At 70.4% G+C, this 25,270-nt stretch carries 32 protein-coding genes; 3 read left to right on the forward strand and 29 right to left on the reverse strand.

Features of this window, described 5'->3' with window-relative positions; translation table 11 throughout:
- Positions 1 to 55 precede the first annotated feature (55 nt).
- Positions 56 to 1,225, forward strand: a complete 1,170-nt coding sequence (locus EDD90_RS13520) for an SPFH domain-containing protein (protein WP_123973251.1) — start codon at positions 56 to 58, stop codon at positions 1,223 to 1,225.
- Positions 1,226 to 1,322: 97 nt separating this feature from the next.
- Complete coding sequence (locus EDD90_RS13525) at positions 1,323 to 2,216, forward strand: NAD(+)/NADH kinase (protein ID WP_123973252.1); 894 nt, start codon at positions 1,323 to 1,325, stop codon at positions 2,214 to 2,216.
- A gap of 2 nt (positions 2,217 to 2,218) precedes the next feature.
- Here the strand turns inward: EDD90_RS13525 and EDD90_RS13530 are convergent, their stop codons facing one another.
- From EDD90_RS13530 to EDD90_RS13545, 4 genes are all read right to left on the reverse strand, one after another.
- Entirely contained in the window at positions 2,219 to 4,765 is a 2,547-nt protein-coding gene (locus EDD90_RS13530; protein ID WP_123973253.1) for a polynucleotide kinase-phosphatase, read from the reverse strand.
- A complete protein-coding gene (locus EDD90_RS13535; protein WP_123973254.1) occupies positions 4,762 to 6,237 on the reverse strand; it encodes a 3' terminal RNA ribose 2'-O-methyltransferase Hen1 in 1,476 nt (491 codons plus the stop codon). Before EDD90_RS13535 ends, EDD90_RS13530 begins: the two co-directional genes overlap by 4 nt.
- A gap of 244 nt (positions 6,238 to 6,481) precedes the next feature.
- A complete protein-coding gene (locus EDD90_RS13540; protein ID WP_123973255.1) occupies positions 6,482 to 7,411 on the reverse strand; it encodes a DUF4232 domain-containing protein in 930 nt (309 codons plus the stop codon).
- Positions 7,412 to 7,512: 101 nt separating this feature from the next.
- Positions 7,513 to 8,436, reverse strand: a complete 924-nt coding sequence (locus EDD90_RS13545; RefSeq protein WP_123973256.1) for an LLM class F420-dependent oxidoreductase — start codon at positions 8,434 to 8,436, stop codon at positions 7,513 to 7,515.
- Between the two features lie 242 nt (positions 8,437 to 8,678).
- On the opposite strand from EDD90_RS13545, the gene EDD90_RS55365 reads away from it, so the two are divergent.
- Complete coding sequence (locus tag EDD90_RS55365) at positions 8,679 to 8,834, forward strand: hypothetical protein (protein WP_185149070.1); 156 nt, start codon at positions 8,679 to 8,681, stop codon at positions 8,832 to 8,834.
- On the opposite strand, the gene EDD90_RS13550 is transcribed toward EDD90_RS55365, so the two are convergent.
- The 25 genes from EDD90_RS13550 to EDD90_RS13670 form a co-directional block, all read right to left on the reverse strand.
- Positions 8,831 to 9,289 (reverse strand): DUF6099 family protein, encoded by a 459-nt coding sequence (locus EDD90_RS13550; protein WP_185149071.1) that lies wholly within the window; start codon positions 9,287 to 9,289, stop codon positions 8,831 to 8,833. The genes EDD90_RS55365 and EDD90_RS13550 overlap by 4 nt on opposite strands.
- A gap of 416 nt (positions 9,290 to 9,705) precedes the next feature.
- The gene (locus EDD90_RS13555; protein ID WP_123973257.1) at positions 9,706 to 11,076 is read right to left on the reverse strand and encodes a tyrosine-type recombinase/integrase; all 1,371 of its coding nucleotides are present in this window, start codon (positions 11,074 to 11,076) and stop codon (positions 9,706 to 9,708) included.
- Positions 11,076 to 11,249: an AlpA family transcriptional regulator gene (locus EDD90_RS13560; protein WP_123981236.1), complete on the reverse strand. Its 174-nt coding sequence runs from the start codon at positions 11,247 to 11,249 to the stop codon at positions 11,076 to 11,078. The genes EDD90_RS13555 and EDD90_RS13560 overlap by 1 nt, the downstream gene beginning before the upstream one ends.
- Before the next feature lie 149 nt (positions 11,250 to 11,398).
- Positions 11,399 to 12,412, reverse strand: coding sequence for an AAA family ATPase (locus EDD90_RS13565; RefSeq protein WP_123973258.1), 1,014 nt, complete (start codon positions 12,410 to 12,412; stop codon positions 11,399 to 11,401).
- Positions 12,409 to 13,287, reverse strand: a complete 879-nt coding sequence (locus EDD90_RS13570) for a bifunctional DNA primase/polymerase (protein ID WP_123973259.1) — start codon at positions 13,285 to 13,287, stop codon at positions 12,409 to 12,411. Before EDD90_RS13570 ends, EDD90_RS13565 begins: the two co-directional genes overlap by 4 nt.
- 186 nt (positions 13,288 to 13,473) lie before the next feature.
- Complete coding sequence (locus EDD90_RS56345) at positions 13,474 to 13,947, reverse strand: endonuclease domain-containing protein (RefSeq protein ID WP_123973260.1); 474 nt, start codon at positions 13,945 to 13,947, stop codon at positions 13,474 to 13,476.
- Entirely contained in the window at positions 13,940 to 14,197 is a 258-nt protein-coding gene (locus EDD90_RS13580; protein ID WP_221305103.1) for an endonuclease domain-containing protein, read from the reverse strand. The genes EDD90_RS56345 and EDD90_RS13580 overlap by 8 nt, the downstream gene beginning before the upstream one ends.
- 294 nt (positions 14,198 to 14,491) lie before the next feature.
- Entirely contained in the window at positions 14,492 to 15,004 is a 513-nt protein-coding gene (locus EDD90_RS13585) for a hypothetical protein (RefSeq protein WP_123973261.1), read from the reverse strand.
- A 16-nt stretch (positions 15,005 to 15,020) separates the two neighbouring features.
- Positions 15,021 to 15,752: a hypothetical protein gene (locus EDD90_RS13590; RefSeq protein ID WP_123973262.1), complete on the reverse strand. Its 732-nt coding sequence runs from the start codon at positions 15,750 to 15,752 to the stop codon at positions 15,021 to 15,023.
- Positions 15,749 to 16,090, reverse strand: a complete 342-nt coding sequence (locus EDD90_RS13595) for a hypothetical protein (RefSeq protein ID WP_123973263.1) — start codon at positions 16,088 to 16,090, stop codon at positions 15,749 to 15,751. Before EDD90_RS13595 ends, EDD90_RS13590 begins: the two co-directional genes overlap by 4 nt.
- Positions 16,091 to 16,103: 13 nt before the next feature.
- Complete coding sequence (locus EDD90_RS13600) at positions 16,104 to 16,505, reverse strand: helix-turn-helix domain-containing protein (protein ID WP_123973264.1); 402 nt, start codon at positions 16,503 to 16,505, stop codon at positions 16,104 to 16,106.
- 18 nt (positions 16,506 to 16,523) lie between these two features.
- Complete coding sequence (locus EDD90_RS13605; RefSeq protein ID WP_123973265.1) at positions 16,524 to 16,727, reverse strand: hypothetical protein; 204 nt, start codon at positions 16,725 to 16,727, stop codon at positions 16,524 to 16,526.
- Entirely contained in the window at positions 16,724 to 17,059 is a 336-nt protein-coding gene (locus EDD90_RS13610; protein ID WP_123973266.1) for a hypothetical protein, read from the reverse strand. The genes EDD90_RS13605 and EDD90_RS13610 overlap by 4 nt, the downstream gene beginning before the upstream one ends.
- Complete coding sequence (locus EDD90_RS13615) at positions 17,056 to 17,325, reverse strand: WhiB family transcriptional regulator (protein WP_260327844.1); 270 nt, start codon at positions 17,323 to 17,325, stop codon at positions 17,056 to 17,058. Before EDD90_RS13615 ends, EDD90_RS13610 begins: the two co-directional genes overlap by 4 nt.
- Before the next feature lie 81 nt (positions 17,326 to 17,406).
- A complete protein-coding gene (locus EDD90_RS13620; protein ID WP_123973267.1) occupies positions 17,407 to 18,423 on the reverse strand; it encodes an AAA family ATPase in 1,017 nt (338 codons plus the stop codon).
- A 79-nt stretch (positions 18,424 to 18,502) separates the two neighbouring features.
- On the reverse strand, positions 18,503 to 18,925 hold the full coding sequence (locus tag EDD90_RS13625) for a hypothetical protein (protein WP_123973268.1): 423 nt from the start codon (positions 18,923 to 18,925) through the stop codon (positions 18,503 to 18,505).
- A 571-nt stretch (positions 18,926 to 19,496) separates the two neighbouring features.
- Positions 19,497 to 19,814 (reverse strand): DUF6087 family protein, encoded by a 318-nt coding sequence (locus EDD90_RS13630; protein WP_123973269.1) that lies wholly within the window; start codon positions 19,812 to 19,814, stop codon positions 19,497 to 19,499.
- A 26-nt stretch (positions 19,815 to 19,840) separates the two neighbouring features.
- On the reverse strand, positions 19,841 to 20,965 hold the full coding sequence (tgmC, locus tag EDD90_RS13635; RefSeq protein WP_123973270.1) for an ATP-grasp peptide maturase system methyltransferase: 1,125 nt from the start codon (positions 20,963 to 20,965) through the stop codon (positions 19,841 to 19,843).
- Positions 20,962 to 21,930, reverse strand: coding sequence for an ATP-grasp ribosomal peptide maturase (tgmB, locus tag EDD90_RS13640; RefSeq protein WP_123973271.1), 969 nt, complete (start codon positions 21,928 to 21,930; stop codon positions 20,962 to 20,964). Before tgmB ends, tgmC begins: the two co-directional genes overlap by 4 nt.
- Positions 21,930 to 22,190: a putative ATP-grasp-modified RiPP gene (gene tgmA, locus EDD90_RS13645; protein WP_123973272.1), complete on the reverse strand. Its 261-nt coding sequence runs from the start codon at positions 22,188 to 22,190 to the stop codon at positions 21,930 to 21,932. The genes tgmB and tgmA overlap by 1 nt, the downstream gene beginning before the upstream one ends.
- A 251-nt stretch (positions 22,191 to 22,441) precedes the next feature.
- Positions 22,442 to 23,068: a JmjC domain-containing protein gene (locus tag EDD90_RS13650; RefSeq protein ID WP_185149072.1), complete on the reverse strand. Its 627-nt coding sequence runs from the start codon at positions 23,066 to 23,068 to the stop codon at positions 22,442 to 22,444.
- A gap of 29 nt (positions 23,069 to 23,097) precedes the next feature.
- Entirely contained in the window at positions 23,098 to 23,439 is a 342-nt protein-coding gene (locus tag EDD90_RS13655) for a hypothetical protein (protein WP_123973274.1), read from the reverse strand.
- Between the two features lie 30 nt (positions 23,440 to 23,469).
- Positions 23,470 to 23,811, reverse strand: a complete 342-nt coding sequence (locus tag EDD90_RS13660; protein WP_123973275.1) for a hypothetical protein — start codon at positions 23,809 to 23,811, stop codon at positions 23,470 to 23,472.
- Between the two features lie 119 nt (positions 23,812 to 23,930).
- Positions 23,931 to 24,356, reverse strand: a complete 426-nt coding sequence (locus EDD90_RS13665; RefSeq protein WP_123973276.1) for a DUF6415 family natural product biosynthesis protein — start codon at positions 24,354 to 24,356, stop codon at positions 23,931 to 23,933.
- A gap of 49 nt (positions 24,357 to 24,405) precedes the next feature.
- Positions 24,406 to 24,900, reverse strand: a complete 495-nt coding sequence (locus EDD90_RS13670) for a hypothetical protein (RefSeq protein ID WP_123973277.1) — start codon at positions 24,898 to 24,900, stop codon at positions 24,406 to 24,408.
- Positions 24,901 to 25,270 lie beyond the last annotated feature (370 nt).

Below are 25,270 nucleotides of genomic sequence, written 5' to 3' on the forward strand. Positions count from 1 at the left end.
AACGAGAGCCAGGATTATGGTCAATATGACTCTAAAGGCGAGGGGGGCGGATTCGATGGCCGACATCACCCGCCGTCTGGGCTGGCGCCATCTGCGCGGGGCTCCGACGGCGCACGTCAGACACCACCGGGGCGGAACGCTGCTGCACGACGGTCCGGGGCTCAGCTTCTGGTTCCGGGCGCTCAGCGCGGCGATCTCGGAAGTGCCGGTCGACGACCGCGAACTGGCCATGACCTTCCATGCCCGTACGGCCGACTTCCAGGACGTGGTGGTCCAGGCGACGGTCACCTACCGCGTCGGCGACCCGGCGGTGGCGGCCGCCCGCCTCGACTTCTCGATAGACCCGGACACGGGAGCCTGGCGGGGCACTCCGCTGGAACAACTGGGCACCCTGCTCACGGAGACGGCCCAGCAGCACGCGCTGGACGTCCTGGCCCGGACCCTGCTCTCGGAGGCGCTGGTCGACGGGGTGGCGGCGGTGCGGGAGCAGGTCGCGGCCGGGCTGGCCGCCGAGCCCCGGCTGCCGGCGACCGGGATAGAGGTGGTGGCCGTCCGGGTGATGGCGCTGCGGCCCGAGCCGGAGGTGGAGCGGGCGCTGCGCACCCCGGCCCGCGAGCAGATCCAGCAGGAGGCCGACCGGGCGACCTACGAACGGCGGGCGGTGGCCGTCGAGCGCGAGCGGGCGATCGCCGAGAACGAGCTGGCCAGCCAGATCGAACTGGCCCGCCGCGAGGAGCAGTTGGTCGAGCAGCGGGGCACGAACGCCCGGCGCGAGGCGGAGGAGCACGCGGCGGCGGACGCGGTCCGGGCGGGGGCGGAGGCGACCCGGACGGTGAAGCTGGCGGAGGCGGAGGCGACCAAGTCCGTGAAGTTCGCCGAGGCCGAGGCGGCGCGGTCCGTGAAGCTGGCGGAGGCGGAAGCGGCCAGGTCCGTGAAGCTGGCCGACGCCGAGGCGGCGCGGTCCGTGAAGCTGGGTGAGGCCGAGGCGGCCCGGGCGGTCGCGCTCGCGCGGGCCGAGGCGGCGGGGGCACGGGAGGTCGGCGAGGCCCGGGCCGCGGCACAGGCGGCCTGGCTGCGGGTGCATGGCGAGGTGGACGTGGCCACGCTGCACGCCCTCACGGGCACCCGGCTGGCGGAGAACCTCCCGCGCATCGACAGCCTGACCGTGTCGCCGGACGTGCTGACGGGGCTGCTGGCGAAGCTGGGCTCGGCGGAGGGGGTGTGAACACGGCGACCGGGTCCGCGGTCAGGGGCCGTACGGCGTGGCCGGCGGCCTCGCCGGATCCGTCCGCCCGGTTCCACCGGGTCCCGGAGGCGGCGCCATGAGCCTCGCGCCCCGTGCCGTGCTCGTCCACCGCACCACCGAGTACGAGGAGCTGGTGGCCCACCACGGCACCCATGGCCAGGCCGCCTTCTTCCTCTCCTCCCGGGGCCGGGACATCGAGGAGGTCGCCGAACGGCACCGGCGCACCCGGCGGGCGCTCGCCGAGGTGACCTCGGCGGTGCCGCTGACCTGGCGTCAGGCGCGGGTGGAGCGGGGCGACCTGGACCGCTTCCTGTTCGCGCCGGAGGACGTGGTCGTGGTGGTCGGCCAGGACGGGCTGGTGGCGAACGTGGCCAAGTACCTGGACGGCCAGCCGGTGATCGGGATCGACACCGACCCCGGCCGCAACCCCGGTGTCCTCGTACGACACCGGCCCACGGACGCGGTTGTGCTGCTGGGCTCGGCCGGGGCCACGGGCGTCGATGAGCTGACCATGGTCGAGGCGGTCGCCGACGACACACAGCGGCTCGTGGCGCTCAACGAGATCTATCTGGGTACCGCCGGTCATCAGACCGCCCGATACCGCCTGGGCCTCGAGGACGACGGGGGTGTCGTCGAGGCCCAGGCCTCCTCCGGGGTGCTGGTGGGCACCGGCACCGGGGCCACCGGGTGGCTGCGCTCGCTGTGGCAGGAGCGCGGCGCCCGGCAGACCCTGCCCTCCCCCACCGAGAACCGCCTGCTCTGGTTCGTCCGCGAGGCCTGGCCGTCCCCGGCGACCGGCACTTCCCTGGTCGCCGGGGAACTCACGGCCTCCGCGGCCCTGACCCTCACGGTCGAGTCGGACCGCCTGATCGCCTTCGGCGACGGCATCGAGACGGACGCCCTGGAGCTGGCCTGGGGGCAGACGGTCCGCGTCGGAGCCTGCGCCCGCAGGCTCCGGCTGGTCGGCTGACCTCAGAGCCGGGGGTCGACCGGCTCCGACTCCAGTGCCAGCACCCCGAACACCGCCTCGTGCACCCGCCACAGCGGCTCGCCGTCCGCGAGGCGGTCCAGGGCCTCCAGGCCCAGGGCGTACTCGCGGATCGCCAGGGACCGCTTGTGGTTGAGGAAGCGGTTGCGCAGGCGGGCCAGGTTGTCGGGGCGGGTGTACTCGGGACCGTAGATGATCCGCAGGTACTCGCGGCCCCGGCACTTGATGCCCGGCTGGACCAGCCGGCCGGCCGGGTCGCGCACAACTGCCCCGAGCGGTTTGACGACCATGCCCTCGCCGCCCCGGCCGGTCATCTCCAGCCACCAGTCGACACCGGCCCGCACCGACTCCGGGTCGCCGGTGTCGACGTACAGGCGGCGGGTGGTCTGCAGCAGACCCGTCGGGTCGTTCTCCACCAGCCGGTCCAGCAGGGCGAGTTGCTCGTCGTGCTGGAGCCCGGCGAGGCTGCGGCCCTGGACCGCGAGGAGCTGGAAGGGGGCGAGGCGCACCCCGTCCAGGCCCTCGGTGGTCCAGCAGTAACGGCGGTAGGCGTCGGTGAACGCGGCCGCGTCGGCGGCGCGTGCACGCTGCCGGTCCCGCAGCCCACCGACGTCGACACCGCGCGCCGCCGCGCCCTCCAGGGCGGCCAGCGCACCCGGGAAGACCGCGCCGGAGGCGGCGCCCACGGCCGCGTACTGCGAGCGCAGCAGTCCGGCGGCCTTGAGCGACCACGGCAGCAGCTCGGCGTCCAACAGCAGCCAGTCGGTGGCGAGTTCGTCCCAGAGGCCGGCCGCGTCCACCGCCGCGCGGATCCGGCCGAGGATCTCCTCGGTCACCGATTCGTCGTCGAAGAACGGGCGTCCGGTGCGGGTGTAGAGGGAGCCGGTCGGCCCCGGGGCGACGCCGAAACGCTTGTGCGCCACCTCCGCGTCCCGGCACACCAGCACCACCGCCCGCGAGCCCATGTGCTTCTCCTCGCACACGACCCGGACGACCCCGCTCTCGGCGTACTGGGCGAACGCCTCCGCCGGGTGCTCCAGATAGCCCTCGACATGACTCGTGGCCGTGGGTGCCATGGTCGGCGGGAGGTACGGCAGCAGGCGTGGGTCGATCGCGAAGCGGCTCATGACCTCCAGGGCGGCCGCCGCGTTCTCCTCGCGGACGCCGATCCGCCCCTGGTGCCGGGTCTCGACGACCCGTCGGCCCTGGACGTCCGCCAGGTCCAGCGGCCGCCCGTCCTGACCGCCCGGCGCCTCGGCGCGCAGGGGCCGGGCCGGCTCGTACCAGACCCGCTCGGCCGGTACGTCGACCAGTTCCCGCTCCGGCCAGCGCAGCGCGGTCAGCTTGCCGCCGAAGACGGCGCCGGTGTCCAGGCAGATGGTGTTGTTGAGCCAGCTCGCCTCGGGGACGGGGGTGTGACCGTAGACGACGGCCGCCCGCCCCCGGTAGTCCTCCGCCCACGGGTAGCGCACCGGCAGGCCGAACTCGTCGGTCTCGCCGGTGGTGTCGCCGTAGAGCGCGTGCGAGCGGACCCGGCCGGAGGTGCGGCCGTGGTACTTCTCGGGCAGCCCGGCGTGGCAGACGACCAGCTTCCCGCCGTCGAGGACGTAGTGGCTGACGAGCCCGTCGATGAACTCCCGTACCTGCTGGGTGAACTCCTCGCTCTCGCTGTCCATCTGCTCGATGGTCTCGGCGAGTCCGTGGGTGTGCTGGACCTTGCGGCCCTTGAGATAACGCCCGTACTTGTTCTCGTGGTTGCCGGGCACGCAGAGGGCGTTGCCCGACCGGACCATCGACATCACCCGGCGCAGCACGCCCGGGCTGTCCGGGCCGCGGTCGACGAGGTCGCCGACGAAGACGGCAGTACGGCCCTGCGGGTGCACGCCGTCCTGGTACCCCAATTTCGCGAGCAGGGTCTCCAGTTCGGAGGCGCAGCCGTGGATGTCGCCGACGATGTCGAAGGGGCCGGTGAGGTGGGTCAGGTCGTTGAACCGCTTCTCGGTGACGACCGTCGCGGACTCGATCTCCTCGACACCGCGCAGGATGTGCACCTTGCGGAAGCCCTCGCGCTCCAAGTGCCTTATGGAACGGCGGAGTTCGCGGATGTGGCGCTGGATGACCCGGCGCGGCATGTCGGCCCGGTCGATGCGGGCCGCGTTGCGCTCGGCGCACACCTCCTCGGGCACGTCGAGGACGATGACGATGGGCAGCACGTCGTACTGCCGGGCCAGGTCGATCAGCTGCTTTCTCGACTCCTGCTGGACGCTGGTCGCGTCGACGACCGTGCGGCGGCCGGCGGCCAGTCGCTTGCCCGCGATGTAGTGCAGGACGTCGAAGGCGTCCTTCGTCGCGCTCTGGTCGTTCTCGTCGTCGGAGACCAGCCCCCGGCAGAAGTCGGAGGAGATCACCTCGGTCGGCTTGAAGTGGCGGTGCGCGAAGGTGGACTTGCCGGAGCCGGAGGCGCCGACGAGGACGACCAGGGAGAGGTCGGTGACGGGGAGGACCCGTCCGGTGTGCTGTGCCTCGGTCATGCCGCCTTCGCCTCCTTCGCGGCGATCGTGGTGGTGCCGATCTCGAAAACGGCCATCTGGGTGGGTGGGCCGACCTCGGGGTCGTCCGGGCCCACAGGGGTGAACTCGACCTCGTAACCGTGGAGTTCGGCGACCCGGTGGGCCCAGGCGCGGAACTCCTCGCGGGTCCACTCGAAGCGGTGGTCGCCGTGCCGCACATGTCCGGCGGGAAGGGTCTCCCAGCGGACGTTGTACTCGACGTTCGGCGTGGTCACCAGGACCGTGCGCGGGCGGGCGGCGCCGAACACGGCGTACTCCAGGGCGGGCAGCCGGGGCAGGTCGAGGTGCTCGATCACCTCGCTGAGCACGGCGGCGTCGTACCCCTTGAGCCGCTGGTCGGTGTAGGCCAGCGAGCCCTGGAAGAGCTTGACGCGGGCGGCCTGCCGCTCGCCCATGCGGTCGAGCTTGAGCCGCCGGGAGGCGATGGTGAGCGCGCGCATCGACACGTCGACGCCGACGATCTCGGTGAAGGACGGGTCCTTCAGCAGCGCCTGCACCAACTGGCCCTGGCCGCAGCCGAGGTCGAGGACCCGGGCGGCACCGGAACGCTTCAGCGCGCCGAGGATCGCCTCGCGCCGCTGCACGGCGAGCGGGGTCGGCTTCTCCTCCGCCTCGGTCTCCTCCTCGACCGCGTTGTCGAGCTCCTCGACCTCGCTGTCGTCGGACTCGGCGAGCCGCACCAGCTCCAGCCGCTCCATGGCCTGCCGGGTCAGCGACCAGCGGCGGGAGAGGTAACGGCTGGTGATGAGCTTCTGCTCCGGGTGGCCGGGCAGCCAGCCCTTGCCGGCGCGCAGCAGCTTGTCGACCTCCTCGGAGGAGACCCAGTAGTGCTTGGCGTCGTCGAGGACGGGGAGCAGGACGTAGAGGTGGCGCAGTGCCTCGGAGAGGGTGAGCGTCTCGGACTCCAGGACGAGACCGACGTACCGCGAGTCCCCCCACTCCGGGAACGCGGCGTCCAGGGCGACCGGTGCGGCGGTCACCGTCCAGCCGAGCGGCTCGAAGAGGCGTCGTACCAGCTCCGGGCCGCCGCGGGCGGGCAGCGCGGGCACCTCGACGCGCAGCGGCAGCGCGGCGGCGGCCCGCTCGGGGCGGGCCTTGCACACACCGCGCATCGCGCTGGAGAAGACGTTGCCGATCGCCACGGCGAGCAGTGAGGAGGCCGCGTAGGGGCGGTCGTTGACGTACTGCGAGAGCGCCGCGTCGGGTGCCCCGCCACGGCCCTTGCCCTTGCCACGCCGGACCAGCGCCACCGCGTCGACCTCCAGCAACAGCGCCGCCGTGCAGCGCGCGGTATCCGCCTCGGGGTAGAAGACGTGCGCGATGCCGTAGGAGGTCGAGAAGGTCTGCGCGTTGTCGGGGTGCTTGTGCAGCAGGAACCCGAGGTCGGTCGCGGGACGTTCGTCGGTGCCGGTGGTGGTGATCGTCAGAAACACGGTGGGTCGCCTCGGAAAAGGGTCAGGGAAAGGTGCGAAGGCGCTGGTCGTGCGCTTGCCCGCGGTTCCAACGTACCGAGGAACACGGGGTGGGGGCGCGGAATTTCTTCCGGGCCGCGTACTCCGGTGGAAGTGCCGCGGTGTGCCGTCTGTCGGCTGCGGCGCCGTCGTGGCTGATCGCGCCCACGCGGCGGAGCCGCATAGTGATACAGCCCCGCGCCCCTTCGGGGCGCTGCCGACCCGCTCAGCCGTCGGCTCGTTTCCAGGCGCCGACGCCGAGTCTGCCCGTGGTGCCGAGATCCAGTTCCGGGGTGACGATCACGGGGTCGGCGCCGGGCTTCGCCAGGACACGGACGTAGGGCACGTTCACCGCGGTGCTGCCCGCCAGGGTGGTGTTGCGCCAGATCAGGCCGGACAGGGCGGTCTCACCGGGCTTGAGGGTGAGGGGGGCGGGCGGTTCGTCGTAGCCGGTTCCCATGGCGACGGCGGCGCCTCCGTGCAGGACGCGTATGCCGTCGACGGGCCGGTGGTCCTCGTCGAGGAGGCTCAGCTCCGGATAGCCGTCGAGCGAGTAGTCCCGTTCTCCGCAGTTCTGCAGGTGGAGTCCTACGACACGCAGACCCATCGCGGCGTCGCCGTCGTCGGCCCACAGCCGTACACCGGAGGAGGGGCAGGCGCCGGTCTTGTCCGGCGCCTCGTCGGCGGGGACCTTGGTGACCTGCTCGATCTTCACCCTGGTCACGGGTGAGGCGCCGGGGGTGAGCACGCCCAGGCCGACGGTTCCGTTCTTGCTGCGGCCCGGCGCGACCCCGCGCACGGTCAGCTTCTTGTTGCCCATGACCGCGCCGGTGTCCGTGGTGAAGGCGAAGATCACGGTGTAGGTCATGGCTTCGTCGCCGTCGTTGCTGACCTGGTAGGCGGCGGAGACACCCGAGTCACCGGGCAGCCGGTCCGCGTGGACCGAGCCCGGCGAGGCGGACGGGGTCGGGGAGGCGGAGGGGATGGTGACCGAGGTGATCCGGACGCCGTCCACCGGGGGGTCGGTGACGGTGGCGCGGGGCGCCGGGACCGCCGCGCCGGGGCCGCCGCTCGTGCCCGCGTGCTCCCCGCCGCAGGCCGTGGCCAGGAACAGGGCGACGGCGGGGGCGAGGAGACGGGGGTGGGGTCTGCGCATCCGGTCACCCCATCAGGGCGGGCTCCGGACCACTGTGGTGGAAGCCACTCCTCCGGTCACAGCCGTGTCACAGCCGACCGGATGCGCGGACCCCTTGCCGGTTACGACAGTTGGGACTGGACCTGGGCCGAGATCAGCTCCAGGTGGTCCAGGTCGGAGAGGTCGAGGATCTGGAGGTAGAAACGCTGGGAGCCGATCTCGGCGTAGCGGCCGATCTTCTCGACGACCTCGGCCGGGGTGCCGGCCAGGCCGTTCGTCTTCAGCTCGTCGACCTCGCGGCCGATGGCCGCGGCGCGGCGGGCGACCTCCTGGTCGTCCTTGCCGACACAGACCACGAGGGCGTTGGAGTAGGTCAGGTCGTCGGCCTTGCGGCCGGCCGCCTCGACTGCGGCGCGGACCCGGCCGAACTGGGTCGCGCTGTCCTCGACCGAGGCGAACGGCATGTTGAACTCGTCGGCGTAACGCGCCGTCAGCTTCGGGGTGCGGGTCGCACCGTGACCGCCGATCAGCACCGGGATCCGCGCCTGGGCGGGCTTGGGCAGCGCGGGCGAGTCGGTCAGGTCGTAGTAGGTGCCGTGGAAGTCGAAGGTGTCGCCGAGCTTGGTCTGCCACAGGCCGGTGACGATCGCCAGCTGCTCCTCAAGACGGCCGAACTTCTCCTTCGGGAAGGGGATGCCGTACGCCTTGTGCTCCTCCTCGAACCAGCCGGCGCCCAGGCCGAGTTCGACGCGGCCGCCGGACATCTGGTCGACCTGGGCGACCTGGATGGCGAGCACGCCCGGCAGCCGGAACGTGCCGGCGGTCATCAGGGTGCCGAGGCGGATCCGCTTGGTCTCCCGGGCGAGACCGGCGAGGGTGATCCAGGCGTCGGTGGGGCCGGGCAGGCCGTCCACGTCGCCCATCTTCAGGTAGTGGTCGGAGCGGAAGAAGGCGTCGAAGCCGAGGTCCTCGGTGGCCTTGGCGACGGCGAGGAGGGTGTCGTAGCTCGCGCCCTGCTGGGGCTCGGTGAAGATGCGAAGATCCATGCCCCCATCCTGCCTGGCACGGGCCCCGTCAACAGCATTGGTACCGGCCGTCCCGCGCGTCCCCGCCCCGGGTGAATATCGCCGACGGCGGGGCGCGGGGCGGGGCGGGCCAGTGACCGGCCTCTTCGGTGATCGTTTGGGGGTGGGGAGCCGGGCCGTCCGGCACCCGCGCCGGACGGTCTCCGCCGCCGCGCGTCATATGTGGCCCGCCGACGGCGGGCCGGGGGGCCGGGGAGGCCGTCTTGTCCGAAGAGTCCGTTCCACAGCAGGGTGGACCCACCGGTCAGCCGAAGGGACTGCTCCAGCAGATGGAGGAACTCATGGCGGCGCTGAACGCGGAGCTGTCCGATCTCCACCGTTCCGCCATGGATTCTTCCACGGCGGACGAGAGGCTCTAACCGTCCCGGACCTCCTCCCGGGCCGCCAGTTTGCGGAGCATCTCCAGGACCCGGTCCCGGGACTCGTCTGCCGCATCGATCGCCTCCATGCACTGCCAGTACGTCGTCTCGTCGGCCGCGGCGCTGGCCATGCCGACCAGCGCGATACCGACCTCGGCGAGGAGGCCGCCGAGGGAGAGAAGCGTCTTGCGTGCGTCGTCCAGCTCCGTGAGCTGGGCGGCGCGCAGGGTGCCGGGGTCCAGGTCCGGGGTGGTGAGGACCCCGCAGCCCCGGCCCGCCAGCTCGGTCAGACCGAGGGCCTCGCCGCGCAGCTCGGGCGGGCCGGAGACGGCCAGCCTGCTGCCGATCGCCTGGGCCAGGGCCTGGGCCTGCCACACCTCGGTCATCAGTTCCGGTACACCCGCGCCGTGCGCCAGCGCCCGTCTGCTCGCCACGATGAGCCGCATCGCGTCCATCAGTCGCCCCGTCCCCGTCGGTCCGAACCGCCTTGCTGCACTCAGTAGTTCACTACCCAGAGTGAGGGCGCGCGAGACGTAAAGCCAGAGGAAGACGGAAATCTGTGGACAACAATTCGGATTCGGGCGAGGTTTTGGCTACGGAACGTTAAATCGGAGTGCGGTACTCCTCCCTGACACCCCGCCAGGCGGGCGGGAACCGGAGGAGGACCCCACAGCCGGAGACGGTCGCCGTGCACACGCCGCATGCCGAGTCCGTGAGGTGTCGTGGGACTACACCCCGAGCCCGCCATTGCGAGCCCCCGAAACGCAGTCGGCGCCGCCTCCCTGTGAGGGAGCGCGGCTCCGGCTGCGTCCGGCTGGCACCGGCGTGCTGCGGGTGTCCATGGGCAATACGTGGGCAGGTTTTCGGGCGCTCAGGCGACGCCTCCGAGGCGGTGGGTCGCCTCCAGCCGCTTCTTGTAGTGGTCGAACTGGCCTTGGATGCAGTGCGCGTACGTGCGCAGGAGGACGGGCACGCTGTTGCCCGCCCACTCCGCAACCTGCGCCGGCGGGATGCCGCTGTTCAGCCACGTCGTGAGGCAGGTGTGCCGCAGGTCGTAGACCCGCTTACGGAAGGCCATGTCGTCATCGGTCAGCACTGATTTGCGAGCCTTGTACCACATCTTCTTGATCACCATGGTGTGCAGCTTCCCGCCTTTGAAGGCGCGCAGGATCAGGTCGCCGGGCTCCAATTCGCGCCGCCTGATCTCTTCGCGGAGGATGCGGGTGAGTTCCGGGTGACAGGGAACAGGGCGGCTGTCCCCTTCAGCTCGCCCCTTCAAGTGCCGCTTGTCGTAGGACTCCCCAGAGTCAGTCCACTGGGAGCCGACGTCCGGTGTGGCCTCGTAGAAGACCAACTCTCCCCACTGATCGTCGGCATCCTCGGGGGGCAGGGTCACGTCTCGCACGCGGAGCGCGGTGACCTCCTCCGGGCGCGCCCCGGCGTAATACATGGTCGCGAAGAACGCGTGAAGGATCTCGCCCGTTCTGGGTTGGCCATGTACCCACGCAAGTAGGGCTTGCGCCTGCTCAGGGTTAAGCAGGCGGCGCTTATCCAGCGTGCTCGAGGTCTTGATCCTGTCCCTCATACCCCTTGGTATCGGGTCAGTTTTCAGGACGCCACGCTTGATTGCGTGATCGAATATGCCGCTCAGCACATTGCGGTGGCGCCTTCTTGAACTTGCAGCTACAGCCTTGCCATCGAGCCGGGTTTCCATAGCGGTAAGCACGTCGTCGACCTTCGCCGGGTCTTCCCACGCTGCCATACTGAGCGTGTTGCGTTCGATAAATGCAAGCATGGCCTTCATGTCGGATGGGGCGCTGTCGCGCTTATTCTTGTTGAAGGCGTATTGCTGGAGCGCTCTGCGCACGGCGACGGGTTCGTAGTGGGGCTCTTTTCTCAGTAGGGCGAGGGTCGCCTTCATGAGGGCCTGTGCCATGCTTCTACGGCCGTGCGCAGCAGTCTGGTCCCACACGGCGTCCACGTACTGCACTGCGAAGTCGTACCAGTTGACGGTGGATGCCTTGGACCCGAGGGAGTCGGGCAGGCCCGTGATCGTGCTGAACGCCTCCCCCTTGCGTGTCGCGGTGACGAGGGTGGAGCGGAACGAGTCGGCCAGTGCCTGGGTGCCGAGAGTGTCTTGGAACTCATCTCCATTCACTGTCCAGCGCACGACATATGAGGTTTTCCGTACACCCTTGCGAATTCGAATACTACGAATCTTGACGTCGAATGAGGTATCCATCAGTGATTCGCGTCCTCTCGGTCGTCGAGCCAGTTGTCGAGGTCGGTGCGGCGTATACGAAGGTCGCCGTTCGGCAATTTGATGCAGCGGGGGGCGCGTTGCTTCGCTCGCCAGTCGTAGAAGGTGGAGCGGGAGATCTGGAGTTCTTCGCAGAGCTCCTTGATGGTGAGCATGTTGCGCTGCCGAGTGGCCGTGGTGGTCACTTTTCGGTCCTCTCGCGGGGCAGGGGACACCGGGACAGCGGGGGCGGAAGCTGTCCTTGGCGTTCGTGCAGGTCAGGAAGGGTTTGGGGACAGAGGGACAGGGAGGACACCCGGCGGTGTCACTCCCCTGCCTCGCGAGTCGGCGCGTAGTAGGCGCCGCCCGGACCGCGGCGGAGCTGGTGGTCGTCGGCCATGCGTGCGCAGGTCTTCCGGGCCAGGGAGACGTCGATGCCGGTTGCCTCGGACAGCTGCTTGGGCCGGGCGCCCGGGTTCGCGCGGACGTAGCGCAGGATGACGGCGCGGGTGTCGCCGATGAGGTGGTCCTCGGCGGGTCCGTCCAGGAGGTGCCAGGCGCCGGTGTCCGTCTGGAAGGACAGGGCGTGCTCGGCTTCCTCGACGTCCCGGCCGGTGACGAGGAGCACGCCGTCGGCCTGGCCGCGGCCCCGCTTGAGGACGAGGGTGGCGTCAGCTGCGCCGGCCATTCCATTGGTGCCGGACACCTCGGTCAGCCAGTCGTCGGAGCTCGCCTTGCGCAGGTGGTGGACCAGGACGACGGAGACGCCGTAATGGTCGGCGAGCTGCTTGGCATGCCCGACGGCGGCGTAGTCGGCGTCGTACGCGGACGCGCCGATGGGAGCGGCACCGCGGACTTTGGCGAACACGTCGATGACGACGAGCCGGGCCTGGGTGTTCTGGTCCAGCCACCCGGCGATCATCTCCGCGCCGCCCTGGGGCAGCGGCGGGCACTCGGTGGACAGGGTCAGCCCGGAGGGTGCAGGCCGGCCGCCGAGGAGCTTGCCCATCCGGTTCTGGAGACGGCGGGCGGTGTCCTCCAGCGCGAGGTACAGCACGGGGCCGCCGTCGACCGGGACGGCACCGAACGCCTCGCCGCCGGCCGCGACCGACAAGCCAAGGCCGAGGGCCATCCAGGACTTGCCGACCTTGGGAGGCCCGGCGAGCAGGTTGACGCCCTCGGAGAGGATGCCGGGGACGGCCCACTTCGGTTCGGGGAACTCCGCGGCCATCAGCTCGTCTGCGGTCCAGGCGCTGCGGAACCCTTCGGCGGGGTTCGGTGCCTTGGCCCTGCGGCGGCTGTAGAGGGGCGGGACGGCGGTCAGGAGGGCGCTGCTCATGCCGCCACCGTCCGGGGGCGCTTCGCGCCGGCGCGCAGGCCGGAGACGATGGTGTTGCGTGCTTCGCGCTCGCCCTGGCCCACCTGTACGGCGGCAGCCGACAGCCACGCGGTGACGTCGCCCTCGGCCAAGGCTCCCCCGGCGACGAGTTGCCCGAGCGCCACGGCCGCCCGGTAGAGGGTGGTGTTGCGCTCGCCGGGCTGGGAGCCGGTCACCTTGGCCAACTCGGCGTTGAGGGCGCTGCGGAGGTACGCGGCGCGGCGGCCGCCGACCAGCGGCACCGTGACGGGTGCCGGCGGGGGCGTCGGAGCCGGATAGAGAAGATCGGCAATCCATCGGGGTAGCAGTGCGGGCGGGTTGTCGCGCACCACCTGGTAGGGCTTGCCGCCCACGATGCTGCCTGCGGCGACGACGTAGCCACCGGCCGCGCGGGTGTCGACCTTCCATCCCAACTTGCCTGCGCTGTTGCGCAGTTCGGCGCCCTGGGGGGCGGTGAAGTACAGGTGTGTGCCCCCGCTGGCGGTACGGACGGTGTAGGTGTCGTCCGGGTACGGCTGGCCGTGGCGCTCGCAGAGCGCGGCGAGAACGTCGGTGCCGTCGGTGATGCCAGACTCGTTCCACGGGGCGCGCGGGGTGTCCTCGGCGTTCTTCGGGATGTCTAGGTCGACGACGACGAGGCGGGCCGGGCCGGTGGCGATTGCGATGTTGTACGGGCCGTGTCCCCAGCAGCGGGTGATGCGGGCGCACTCGGTCGTTGCTCGGGCCTCCCAGGCGCGGACGGCGGGCCGCTTGGCGCCGGGGGACAAGGGGAAGACGTGCCAGCCACGTGAGGCGAGGCTCTGCGCGGTGCGCAGCGCTGCGGCGTGATGGGTCATGCTGGTGGTGCTCCTGTGCTTGTTCCGTAGATGGGAGTGCCGGGGACGGCGGCTGCTTTGGTCGGTTGACCGCCGCCCCCCGGCGGAGTGCTTGCTGCGGCCGGCCTGGCGGCTCGCGGCGGGGTGAAACGCAGCTGGCCGTCACCTCCTATCGAGGTGACGGCCAGTGCGATACGTGGAGGAGAGCTAGAACCCTGGTGGCAGCGGGGTGTCGGCATCGGCCAGGTAGGTTCGGGCGTCAGCTACCCAGCTCGCGGACTCAAGGAAGCCGAGCGCGATGTTGCAGCCCTGGCAGACCAGCCCGCGGACCCTGCCAGTCTCGTGATCGTGGTCGACGCTGACGGCCTCGCGCGTGCAGATTGGGATGGCGCACTTACCGTCCTGTTCGAAGTACATGGCCTCGAACATCGCCTTGTCGACGCCGTACCGCTGCACCAGCATGCGGTAGCGGTCGTCGGGAGCGCACACGTCGCAGACGCGCTTCGGGTTCCCGCCCTTGGGGGCTATGGGGATCGGCCCCCAGCACTGCTTGCATGGGTACGCGTCGCCCCGCTCGGCCCTCTTCTTCGCGATGTACCTGCGGCTGGCCTCCACCCTGCACGGCTTGCACTGGCCGTTCGGGTACCGCTCCGTGTGCTTCGTGCAGCAGCTCTCACGCATGGGCCGCTCCCGTGCGGTCTGCGGGAAGGGTGTCGACAAGGTAGGCGCGGGCGCCGGCCACCCAGCCCTGCCACTCCACGAAGCCGATGGCCACGTTGCATCCCTGGCACAGGAGACCGCGCACCTTGCCGGTGGCGTGGTCGTGGTCGATGCACGCGGCCTCGCGTCGGCAGTTCTCTATGGCGCACTTGCCGTCCTGGTCAAAGTACATGGCTTCGAACATCTGCTTGTCGACGCCGTATCTGCGCACGAAACCCCGGAACCTCTCGTCCGGGGCGCAGGTGCTACAGATGGCCTTACGGGGGTTCCCCCGAGGGACCCGAGGTATCGGACCCCAACACTGGATGCACGGCCAGGACTGCGGCTTCTCAGCGTTCTTCTTGGCCTGGTACCGCTCGTACCGAGCGCGGGCACAGGGGATGCAACTCCCCTTCTCATCCCACTCGTTATGGACCTGGCATCGTCTACCGCGCGGCACTGCCCCCTCCTCGTCTTCAGCAACGACCGTGATGGTCAACCACCTGGGAGGACGTTGTAAAGCGCGTTAGGCGGCTTCGTCCGCGAGCAGGTCGTACAGCGCCATCGGCGTGACGTACCCCGGCCAACGCCCGTCCTCGAAGAGGTGAATCCCCGCGTCTAGGTAGGCTCTGTCGACTAGCTGGCTGCAGATTTGATGCCTGCTCGACTCGATAAACGACCGCAGGCCGGGCACCGGTACGTGGAAGCGGTGCGCGGCGAGGGCCGCGTAGTCCGCGAAGGAGTACGGCACGTCGCGGTACTTGAGGGCGCAGTCGCAGATGGCCTTGCGCTGTGCTGGCGTGAGGCCGGCCGGGGATACGTACAGCACGGGCCGGTCGTCGTACTCGGACAGCTGGTTGACCTCGGCGCCGCCCGGCATGGCCTCGATGAGCTGGTTGCCGGGCAGCACCAGGAACGCGTGCTCCCAGGGGGCGAAGCCGTCCCCGTTGAGCCACTGCCCGATCTCGATGCCCTTGCCGACCGGGCCGGGGATGCTGGTCAGCCCGATGTCGCCGGGCTGCGGGGTCGTGCGGATCACGGTGGTGGTCTCTCCTTCATGCGGCGGGCAGGGTGAACGGCAAGGTGATGAGGCCGGCCGCGGCGCCCAGCTGGTCCCACTCGGTGGGCCCGTAGGCGCGGTGGCAGGTGTCGCAGCGGATGACCGTCTTGCGCGGGTCGTACGACAGGCCGCCGCCGCACTTCGGTGCCTCGGAGCCGTCGGTGTGGCCGCGCGCCGGCATCGGACAGCCGGGCTCCAACTCCTCGCGCCGGCGCTGGTCCCCGGAGACGAGGCCGCGCATCTCGCCGAGCAGCCGGCGCAGGGAGCGGTCGAGGTCGTCGACGTCGGGGTAGGCGTGGCAGGCCCAGTGCAGGTTGACCCGCAGCCAGCCGAGAACGCCCTTCAGCGTGGCGTCCTGGCCGCCGCGGCGGGGGGTAAGCGGGCAGTGCCGGGTCTTGCGCAACTCGCGGCGCCAGGCGTCCTCCTCGGCCAGCAGGGGGTCGGTGGCGCCGCCGCCGAGGAGGGAGAGGACGGCGAGGTTGCAGGGGGCGGCCGAGCCGGTCGGGCCGGGCACGCGGGGGGCGTCGGCGTTGTCCTTGCCGGGCGTGCCTGGCTTCAGCAAGGCGGGCAGTCGCTGCCACAGCTCGGCGACCTCGTCGAGTTCGCTTTCCAGGCGTGCCTCGCACGGGCGGCACACCAGGCGGCCGTGCTTGACCTCCAGGGGGAGCAGCCGGCGCGGACAGCACTGGCACACGGGGAAGTCCGCGACGGTGTCGGGGGTGTTCACGCGAGCCGCCTCCCGGCCGGCGCGGCGGAGGCGTAGCGCGCCCGCCAGTTGTTGAGGGACATGACCATCGGGGCGCGCTCCCCGGTCGGCCAGACGATCCACTGGCCGGCCTGCAACACCAGGGCTCTGATGAGGGTCAAGGCCGGGGCGACGTCGGCATGGTCGGCGCGGACGCGGCCCCATCGGACGCGGGGCACGCTCAGCAGCGTCCACACCCCGTACTCGGTGCCCGGCGCCCAGCGGACGCCGTAGGCGGCCTCGGAGATGCCCGACATGGCCTCGAACAAGACGACGGCCGCCCCATCGCACTGGGGCGGCCGGTGGGCTGACTTCACCACGGGGTCTCTCCGTTCAGGCGCTGTCGGCCAGTGGTGGGGTGTCGTCCGCGAGCAGGGCGTAGACGTTCGTACGGGCCAGGGCGGGAGGCGCCTCTACCGGCTGAAGGCGGGCGCGTCGGCGTGCCCTGGCCTCCGTCGCCGCGGTGGTGCACTCGGGGGCGCGACAGCGGTTGTTGACGTAGCAGGACTCGGAGGGCTCGTGTCTGGCCTGCTTGTCTCGGTGGGCCTGTGCGCGGGCGCGCTGCATGGCATCGCCGATCTCCTGGTCGCGTTCGGCGAGGTTGTAGAGGGTGGCCCGGGCGACGCCGAGGTGGGCGGCGGTGGCGGGCATGGACAGCCCGGACCGCAGCAGGGTCAGGAGTTCGGGGTAACGATTCTGCTCGATCTTCGGGCGTCGGCCTCTGCCCTGACTCACTGTTCGGGCTCCTTCGGTTCAGGGACTCTTCTGCCAGGCGGCGTAGACGATCTGTTCGGCGATCTGGACCGCGTGCTCGTCGCCGAGGTGGTCGGCCGGCATGGCGCGGGCGCGGGCCATCCGGGTTCGCTGCTCGTCACGGCGGTCCTGGCGGCCGGCCAGGACCAGGCCCACGGCGGTGCACCAGGCGAGGGTGAGCACCGCGGCGATGGTGGCGGTCATGCCGCTTCGTCGGTGGACGCCGCCCACCTGTACACCGAGACGCCGTGGCCCTTGGTGGCGGCACTGGTGGAGGGCACGCGCCGGCCGGTGTTGGCCAGGAGGCCGCGTTGGTGGGTGAGGCTGTTGAAGGCGGGGCCGATCAGCCAGTGGAGGCGGTCCTCCAGGAGGAGCCGGATGTCGTTGGCGGATACCTCGCCCTGCTCGCGGGCGACGGCGCAGATGACGTCCTTGACCCGGTCGACGTTCCACGGCCACGTCGAGGCGAGCAGGCTTTCCAGGGTGGTGTCGCGGACGGCGGCCGCCTCCTGCTCCGGTTCGGTCAGTCGCCTCACGTCATCCCCTTGAGCTTGTTGGACCGGCGCTTCATCGCGCGGCGCTCGTCCTCGGACAGGCCGCCCCACACCCCGTACCTCTGGTCGGTGTCGAGGGCGAAGGCCAGGCAGGCAAGGCGCTCCGAGCAGCCGGCACAGACGGCCTTGGCCTGCCGGGTCTGCACGAGGGCATCCACACTGGTGCCGACCGGGAAGAACAGCTCCGGGTCCTCCTGCCGGCACGCGGCCTCGTGCCGCCACTCTTCTTCTTCAGGTAGGGCCGTCACAGAAAGCGAAGGGAGCCGAACAGGTTCCTGTTCGGCTCCCCACATCGACGGCCAGCGGGATTCATCCCCTGGCGCAGTCACTTACCCTGCCTTTCTCATCTCCGTCTGGTCGGCCGCCGCCGCGGCCCTGGTCGTCGCCGCACCCTCGGGCGCCGGGTTCCGGGCCACACCCAGGCGGATGACCAAGTTGCCGAGGGTGGTCTGTTCGTTGGTCTCCGGGTCGAACATGGCGGCCCCGAGGAGACCGCGCTGGGACAGCTCGCCCTGGTAGAGATTGCGCAGCTGCTGGTACGTGAAGGCCGGGTCCATGACCCGGTCGACGTACTCGCGGATGGTGGTCAGGCGCGTGCCCTCGCTCAGCCACTTCACGATGTCGGCGCCGTGCTGGGTGTTGGGCAGTTCGATGCGCTGCCCGGGCTCCCACAGACCGGGGAAGCTGCACTTGGACACGGTCATGGAGTGGCCCATGTCCATGTCGCCGACGATGTCGAACTCGTACTCCACGTCGCCGCGCTGGTCGGGCTTCAGGCCGATCTTTGTCGGCTCCTTCTTGCCGTTGTTGTCCACCAGCTCGTACGCGGTCTTCACCCGCAGGGTCATGATGACGTGGCCCGGGTAGGCCATGATCGCTTCCCACATGTCGTGTTCTACGGGCTTGATGCTCTTCCAGCCGGACGTGAACGCGTTCTTCGAGCGGGACGCCTCGGTCTTGTTGTCGACCTGGTCGAGGACGCCGGCCTTCCCGGACCAGTAGGGCGAGCCCGAGTCGATGACCATCACGTCGATACCCTGCGCGGCACCCTGCGCCAGGGCCTTGATGAGGGTCTGCGGGGCGTAGTCGGGCATCCGCAGGTGCTTGAAGGGGAAGAGCCGGGCGTAGTGGGACGCGCGGCCGCGCTCGGTGTCGCAGACGCCGATCTTGGTACCCATGCCGGTGGCCATGGCGAGGGCGGACTGGGTCTTGCCGGAGCTGGCCGGCCCGGTCAGGGCGATGAGGGCGTTGGTCGCGGGGCGGTCCGCGTCCTCGAAGAAGAGGTCGGGCTTCGGGGTGTGCTGAGGGGAGCCACCGGCGTTGCCGGCGGCCTGCTGGCCTGCCATCTGGGGTTGTTCTCCTTGGGACCGTGGTGTGCGGGGGCGTGGTCGGTGTCGGCTCCGGCCGGCGCCCTCGGCTGACGCTCTACTCGGTCGCGGGCGGGGCCGCCTCGAACGCTGCGACGAAGACGTTCACGGGCCGGACCTTCCAGCCCAGCCGTTCGGAGAGTTCGTCGCAGCGGGCGGTCACCCGCGCGAGTAGGTCGTTGTCTACGCGTACGGAGGTGGGCCGCTTCGCGCCGGCCGCGCCGCGCACGGTGCGTACCGGCTCCAGCTCACCGACGAGGAACCGGGCACAGCCGTCGGCGACGACCTTCTCCAACCGGCCCTCGCCGACGCGGGCAAGCAGGTCGATGTCCGCCTTGAAGGGGACGGTCGTGCCGGTGCCGCTCCACTCCTTGTACCGCTGGTCGGCGAGTTCCTGGACGGCGTCGGCGAGGTCGGGCCGGGGGCCGGTGCCATCGCGCAGGGCGCCGATGGCGTCCTCGATCGTCTTCTTGGAAGGCACGCGCGGTCCTCTCGGTGGGCGCGCCACCCCCTTACGACTGGGCGGGCGCGTCGAGTGTCTGGGCACGCCAGTCTTCCTTCCGAGTAGTGCACGCGCAAATACGTACGCGTGGCGCCGGGGCCGTCCCGGGCAGGACCACACCGTACCACTAGGTATTGCCCGCGTGCACTACTCGCACTCTAGCTTCACCGGTACAGCCACCCCTGGCGTCATGGGTGAAGCCAGGGTGGCGTCATGGGTGAAGCCCAATGTCTATAACCCGGTCCACAACCCAGGTCGATAGGTGGTGGACGTCCGTAGGACCAGTGCAGGTAGTGGCCGGCCGACGCGCGTGGCGGCTGCGCCGCGTCCAGGGCAACGGCAACCGGGCATGAAAAAAGGGCCCCACCTCGAAGTGAGGTGATGACCCGCGCGGAGTGAGTATAGGAAAATCTCGCGGCAAACGGAACCCCCGGTTTCGCGGGAGGGGGCCGGAGGCCCCGCCCACGCGCCTCGGGGGGGTAGCGCGCGGGCGGGGCCGCATATGGTCCCGGCCCGGCGGTGGCGCCGGACGGGCCCTGGTGGAACTGGGTCAGGGCTTGCGGTGCCGTCCCCGCCCCGGTCCCAGACCAGGCCAGGATGGCGGGGCGTCGTGGCCGGCCTCGGGCTCGGGGACGTGACCGAGGAATTCCCGTGCGGCGTCGGCGTTCGCTGCGACGCCGCAGGTCGTCCACCCTGTGCCGTTCCACTCCAGGAGCAGGCGGGGAGCGTCCGGCGCGATGTGGGAGGCGCGGGCGCCTTCGGAGAGCGGGACGACCCGGCGCTTGCCGAGCTTCTGGCGCTGTTCGGCTCGGTCCCGCTCGCGACGGGCCGCCCAGTCGGCCAGCGGCTCGTCCTCCGGGTCCGTCATCGTCTCGCCTTCCTGCCTGCTTCAGATCACACTGGCAGGTTCCAGGCGGGTCCGTCGAGTGCCCCGAGCCAGACACGCTGGGTCCCGTCGGCGTCCACGGTCATGCCGAAGTCGGACTGCGGGGGTGCCCCAGCATCCTGCCAGGTGGTGAGGGCGTCCTCCACGGCGTCCCACAGGTGCAGGGGGCCGTGCTGGTGGACCTGCCATCCGTCTCCAGCAGGCTCAGTCCAGGCCTGTGAACCGGTGGCGACGTCGACGAGGATCACACCGTCACTGGTGGTCATCAGCTCGGCCGACGGTGCCGCGAGCTGGGCGACGAACTGGCCGGTCCAGTCTTCCAGGAGGCCAGGGTCCACGCGGGTGGGACGAGTCTGGCCCGGGTGCGGGTAGAAGGTAGGCCGAGGCGGACGCTCGTGGGGACGCGCGAGCATGTAGCCGATGCGGTCCCCGGCGAACCAGCCGGTGGCCGAGCCGTCGGCCTGCACCGTGAGGCGGATGAGGCCCGAGGCAAGCATCCATCCACTGATGGTGGTGGTGATGGTTCCGCCGTCGCGTACCTGGTAGAGCCAGGCCGGCGGAACGTGGCGGACGGCGCAGGTGGCAACGATCGCGTCGTACTCGGCGGCGTCCTTGTACCCGGCGAGGCCGTCCCCGGTGATCAGGGTGGGGTGGTAGCCGGCGGCGTGGATGTGTTCGGCCGCCGCGGCGGCAAGCTCCGGGTCGTACTCGACCGACACCACCTGCTCATCGCCGAGGCGATGACACAGGATGGCGGTGGAGTAGCCGGTGCCGGTGCCGATCTCCAGCACCTTGTCCCCGTCGCGGATGCCCGCGAGATCGAGCATGCGCACGATGAGGGAGGGCAGGGTGCTGGACGAGGTGGGGCGGCCGGCCATCGGCCCGGGTGCCTCCGCGGCGGCCAGGCCGTCGAGCTGCGTGACCCACGTCTGATCCTGGTAGACCATGTGCAACCACTCATCGGCGCCAGCCTGGTCGCGGTGGACGGGTTCCCACTGCGTACCGGCGGGGCGGAACAGAGCGTCGCCGAGGAAGAGTTCGCGGGGGACGGTTTCCAGTGCTCGGCGCCATGCAGGGTCGTCGGTGTGGATGGCGTCGGCGAGCGCGCGGCGCAGTTCCGGGGCGGCGGTCATGAGGTCCCTTCGGGGTGCTGGAGGTGGTCGGCGAGCGCGGCGGCGATCGGGACGGTGATGTGGTCGGGGAACCACGCCCATTGGCCGTTCGGGTTGCACTCATACCAGTGCCACCGGCCGTGATGGTCGAGGCCGAAGTCGAACGCGCCGAAGACCAGGCCGAAGGAATCGAGGTAGGCGCGTACACCCTTGGCGACCTCGTCCGGTACGACGACGGGAGTGTAGGTGAGGGAGTCGTAGTGCCGGCGCCAGTCGATCCCGGGTGAGCCGTCGATGCGCACGGCGGTCAGGTGGTCGCCGACCGCGGTGAGGCGGATGTCGGCGACCTTGCTGACGCGCTGCTGGAAGAGGTGCGCCGTGCAGCGGAGGCGGTCGTCGATCTGGTCGGGGGCGACGTCGTCGATCCACACGGTCAGGGCGCGGCCGGCGTCGTCGGCGTAGTCGGTCTCTCGGAGCGGCTTGTAAATCACCGGCCCGTTCTCGGCGATGAACTCCCGGGCACGGTCGGGGTCGTTGGTGATCAGGGTCGGGGGGACGGTGAAGCCGAATCGGGCTGCTGCGGCGAGCTGGGCCGGCTTGTACTCGGCATCCCGGTTGCGCCATGGGTGGTTGATGTAGTGGGCGCCGGGCAGGGCGGCGAGGACGCCGCCGAGCCCGTAGCGGGCCTCTTCAACCGTCCAGCGGGCGGTCTGTTCGTCCATGGCCAGGTCGGCACTGTAGGGGGTGGGCCGCCGCCAGTACACCGAGCGGATGTTCCCCAGGTCGAGGGTTCGGGTCGCGGTGGCCAGGGTGCCGCCGGGCCCGATGCTGTCGAAGGTGCCGGACAGGGTCACCTCGGAGGGGAAGTCGCCGGGGTCCAGTCGGACCACTGGCACGCGGCGCCGGTTCAGTTCTGTGATCACTTCGTCGGCCGTCGCGTCGTCCAGGCGTGTGACGACGAGGACAGGCGGCCCACCCGCGGCCATCAGTCGCTGTCTCCCTGCTGGTCGCTGCCCTGGTCCGGGTTACCGTCGAGGCTCGTCTTCGTCGTCGTCTCCTTCGACGTCTCCGACTTCTTGTGCTTGTCCATCTTCGGCGTGACCTTGCCGTCCGGGTCGACCCAGTCGGGGACTTGTGTGTCCGGGTTGAGCACGGGGTTGACCGCGGGCAAGACGGCAACTGCGGGGAAGGGCCGCATGCGGGTAACTCCCCACGGAGCCAGCCTGGTTGACGTTGTGGCCGTCATGAGTCTCCTCGTCTCTCGGCGATCTAACAGTGCACTCGCCGTCTGGTCGCTGCCAGACCGCAAGAAGCCGGCCTCCGATGGCGGAGGCCCAGTGCGGGGACCCGGCGCGGGAAGGAACCTGCCGTGGGGGAACGGGAAGTCGTTTCCCACGCCGGGCGTTGAGGCCCCGGCGCGAGCAGAGTGTTCACGTCGGGGGGTAGTGCTCTGCCCGATGACCCGGGCAAGGCGGCCGGCGGGCCACCGGGCAGAAGCTAGGTGGACATCGCGCGCTCCCTGGACTGGGCGTCGAGCGATTCATCCATGACGGCGAAGACCAGGTGGAGCGAGTGGCCCGGGTCGGTAGGCGTGTCGACCTCGTGCTTCATGTGCTTCGGGAGAAGCAGCACGTCGCCAGCCCGCATGACGATCTCGTCGGGCGAACTCTGCGGGGAAGGGGACTGCCAGATCCGCCACCGTTTCGTACCGCGCATCTGCACGATCACGCCAAACCAGTCGTCACGGTGCGCGCCGAGTGTCCTGTCGTTGGCGTACGACTGGTACAGCGTGCAGACCACCTCGCGCCGCAGCAGGCCGGCCAGATGAAGCGTCACCAGGCTGGGCCAGCCGCCGGACCGCACGTGGATGCTCTCGTACACCTGCGTCCTCGGCTGGTCCCGATGCTCACGGACGCGATCGAACTCGCTGACCACGCGATCGAAGGTCGCGCCGTCGGCCAGGGCAACGCTCTGGGTCGACGGCCTCGCGTCCGCCACAGGCAGGGGCAAACCCTCGATCCACGCGGGCTCGAACGCGCCTGGTACGGGAGACAGTTGACCGGGAGCAAGCCTGATCCCAGGCAGCGCGAACGAGGAAAGCTGCGCAAGGAACTCGGCAGCCACCAGGTGCGGCGGCTCTCCGCCAGTAGGACTCACCGGTACAAGTGCAAGTCGGGGCCGATGGTCATCAGGCAACTCCTGCCGCGCGCTTCCAGCGCGTGCGTGTGGAGAGCGGTGTCCCCGGGGTCAACGACCTGGGACTCGTGGACAACGTCCCCGCCGTCGAGCTCGGACAGGCGCTTCGGACGCAGTTCCACGATGCGACGCTCGACGTCGACGTCCTGGACGAGTACCTCGTCCGCAGCCAGGTCCAGACCCTGGGGCGCGTACACGAGCCGGAAGGCGTGCCGAAGCGGGTGCTGGTCCAACACCTGGTTGATCTGACGGACCAGGTCCGTCTGCTGCTTCACCAGCGTGGGAGTCGCAGTGGTCAAGGTGGTCCTCTCCTTCTCGGTGTTCGCTGGTCAGGGGGTGAGTACGGCTCGCACGGTCTTCCCGTCGCCGTACTCGGGGATGTGCCGGGTGACGACGGCGCCCATACGAAAGACATGCCAGAGGCCGCGGCCTCGCTCTCCTCGTACGGCGGCGTCGAAGTCCAGGAAACTGGGGTCGAGGTCGGCGACCTCGATGACGAGGGCGCCCGTGTCCATGAGCGCGATGGACAGCAGGAGCCGCCGCTTGTCCTGGGGGGTTCCGGGCGGCACGCCGTGGCGGTGGCCGTTGTCGACGAGGCGGCTGACGACCTCGACCGCCCGCAGGGTGTCCCCGCCCCAGCACAGGACGGTGACAGTGGTACGGGTCCACACACGGGCACTGAGGACAGCGCTCGGACCTCCAGGAAGTTCAACAGCACGGCGGACGAGCAGCGCCCCTTCCGGGACAGGCTCTTGGGGCCGTGAGGCGGTCAGCGCCGCCGGGCGCCGGTTCACACTGCCTCCCTCAGGCACTTCGTTTCGATGAGACGTTCCAGTAGCTCGTGTGTCGTCCAGCCCATCTGCCGCAGCTGGACCAGGGCCCGCGCCTGGTCGTCCGGCAGCGCCTCGGCGGCCAGCGGACGGGCGCGGCCGACGAGGCCGGCGGTGGCCTCGTCCCGTTCCTCTGCCTCGTTCGCGACGGCGATGGCCACCAGCCGCTCAAGGTGCCTTCGCAGGCGCCGAGCGAGCGCGTCCAGTGCAACCGCGTCTGGTGCAACGTCGTCGAGCGCATCGCCCACGTCGTCGAGCACGACGCCGCTATCGAACGGCTCCCAGTCGCGGAGCCTCTTCAGGAAGTCATCCAGGTCTGCCGGGCCCAGCGGTGGCGAGCACGTCTCGGCTGGGAGGTTCCACCGCGGCGGCGCTGACGTCGTCACCGGGGCCTCCTGGCCGTGCCGTGCATCGGCACGAGTGCAGCGGGCGCACTCATGCGATCACCTGCGACGGGCCCGGCGCCTCGCCCTGCTTCGGCGGCTCGGACGAGCGCTCGTGCAGCACCCGGTACAGGTGCTTCGGGTCAGCGAGCACACGGCCGCCATAGTCGGGCGGCACCGCCCAGAAGAGCCCGGGCGGCGAGATGAGGTCCAGACGCGGTACACCGACATGGTGGACATACGGCAGGGTCCCGCCCAGGCACCCCACGCCAGCCGGGCCGACCTCCTGCGGCCAGTACCGGTCCGTTCCCGGCGGCACCAGGAAGTACAGGACGGGCCGGTATGGGTCGCAGAACACCGCCCCGACCTCCAGGGCCTTGACCTCGCGGCGCAGTTCCTCCGGGTCGGTGTCGCGGTCGAACCTGCGATCGAGGACGGTGTAGGGCGCGCGTACGACGTCCCACACCAGGCCAGCGGTCAGCACGGCCACCCCATAACTCGTCCACTCCGTACCGGCGTGGAGCTTCGACGCAGTGGCTCCAAGCATCCATTGCTCTGCCTGTGCCCGGCGAACACGGGCCTCCCCGCTGAGTGTTGGCGTTAAGGCTCTGCTCGCAGTCACCGCACGCCCCCTTTCACTGCCGATGCTTCCTCAGCCAGGGAGGCAAGTCGGCTGGTCAGCTCCTGCGGGAGCAGGAGCGCGCCGGGGCGCCGCGGCGCGGCAGAGATACGGGGGTACTGCGGGGGCGGTTTCACGGGGGACTCCCAGTCAGATTGTGCTTGAACGTGCACTCTCAGCGAGGGTGTTGATCAGCCTGAACCTGTATGGGGTGCCAGCACCATGTCGGCGGAGTGCCGACTAGGTGGCCCCTTTGAGTGACAGGGGCCATCTGAGGGCCAGCCAAGTGCCGTCTACT

It is taken from the genome of Streptomyces sp. Ag109_O5-1 (assembly GCF_003814875.1).
GTDB lineage: Bacteria > Actinomycetota > Actinomycetes > Streptomycetales > Streptomycetaceae > Streptomyces > Streptomyces sasae.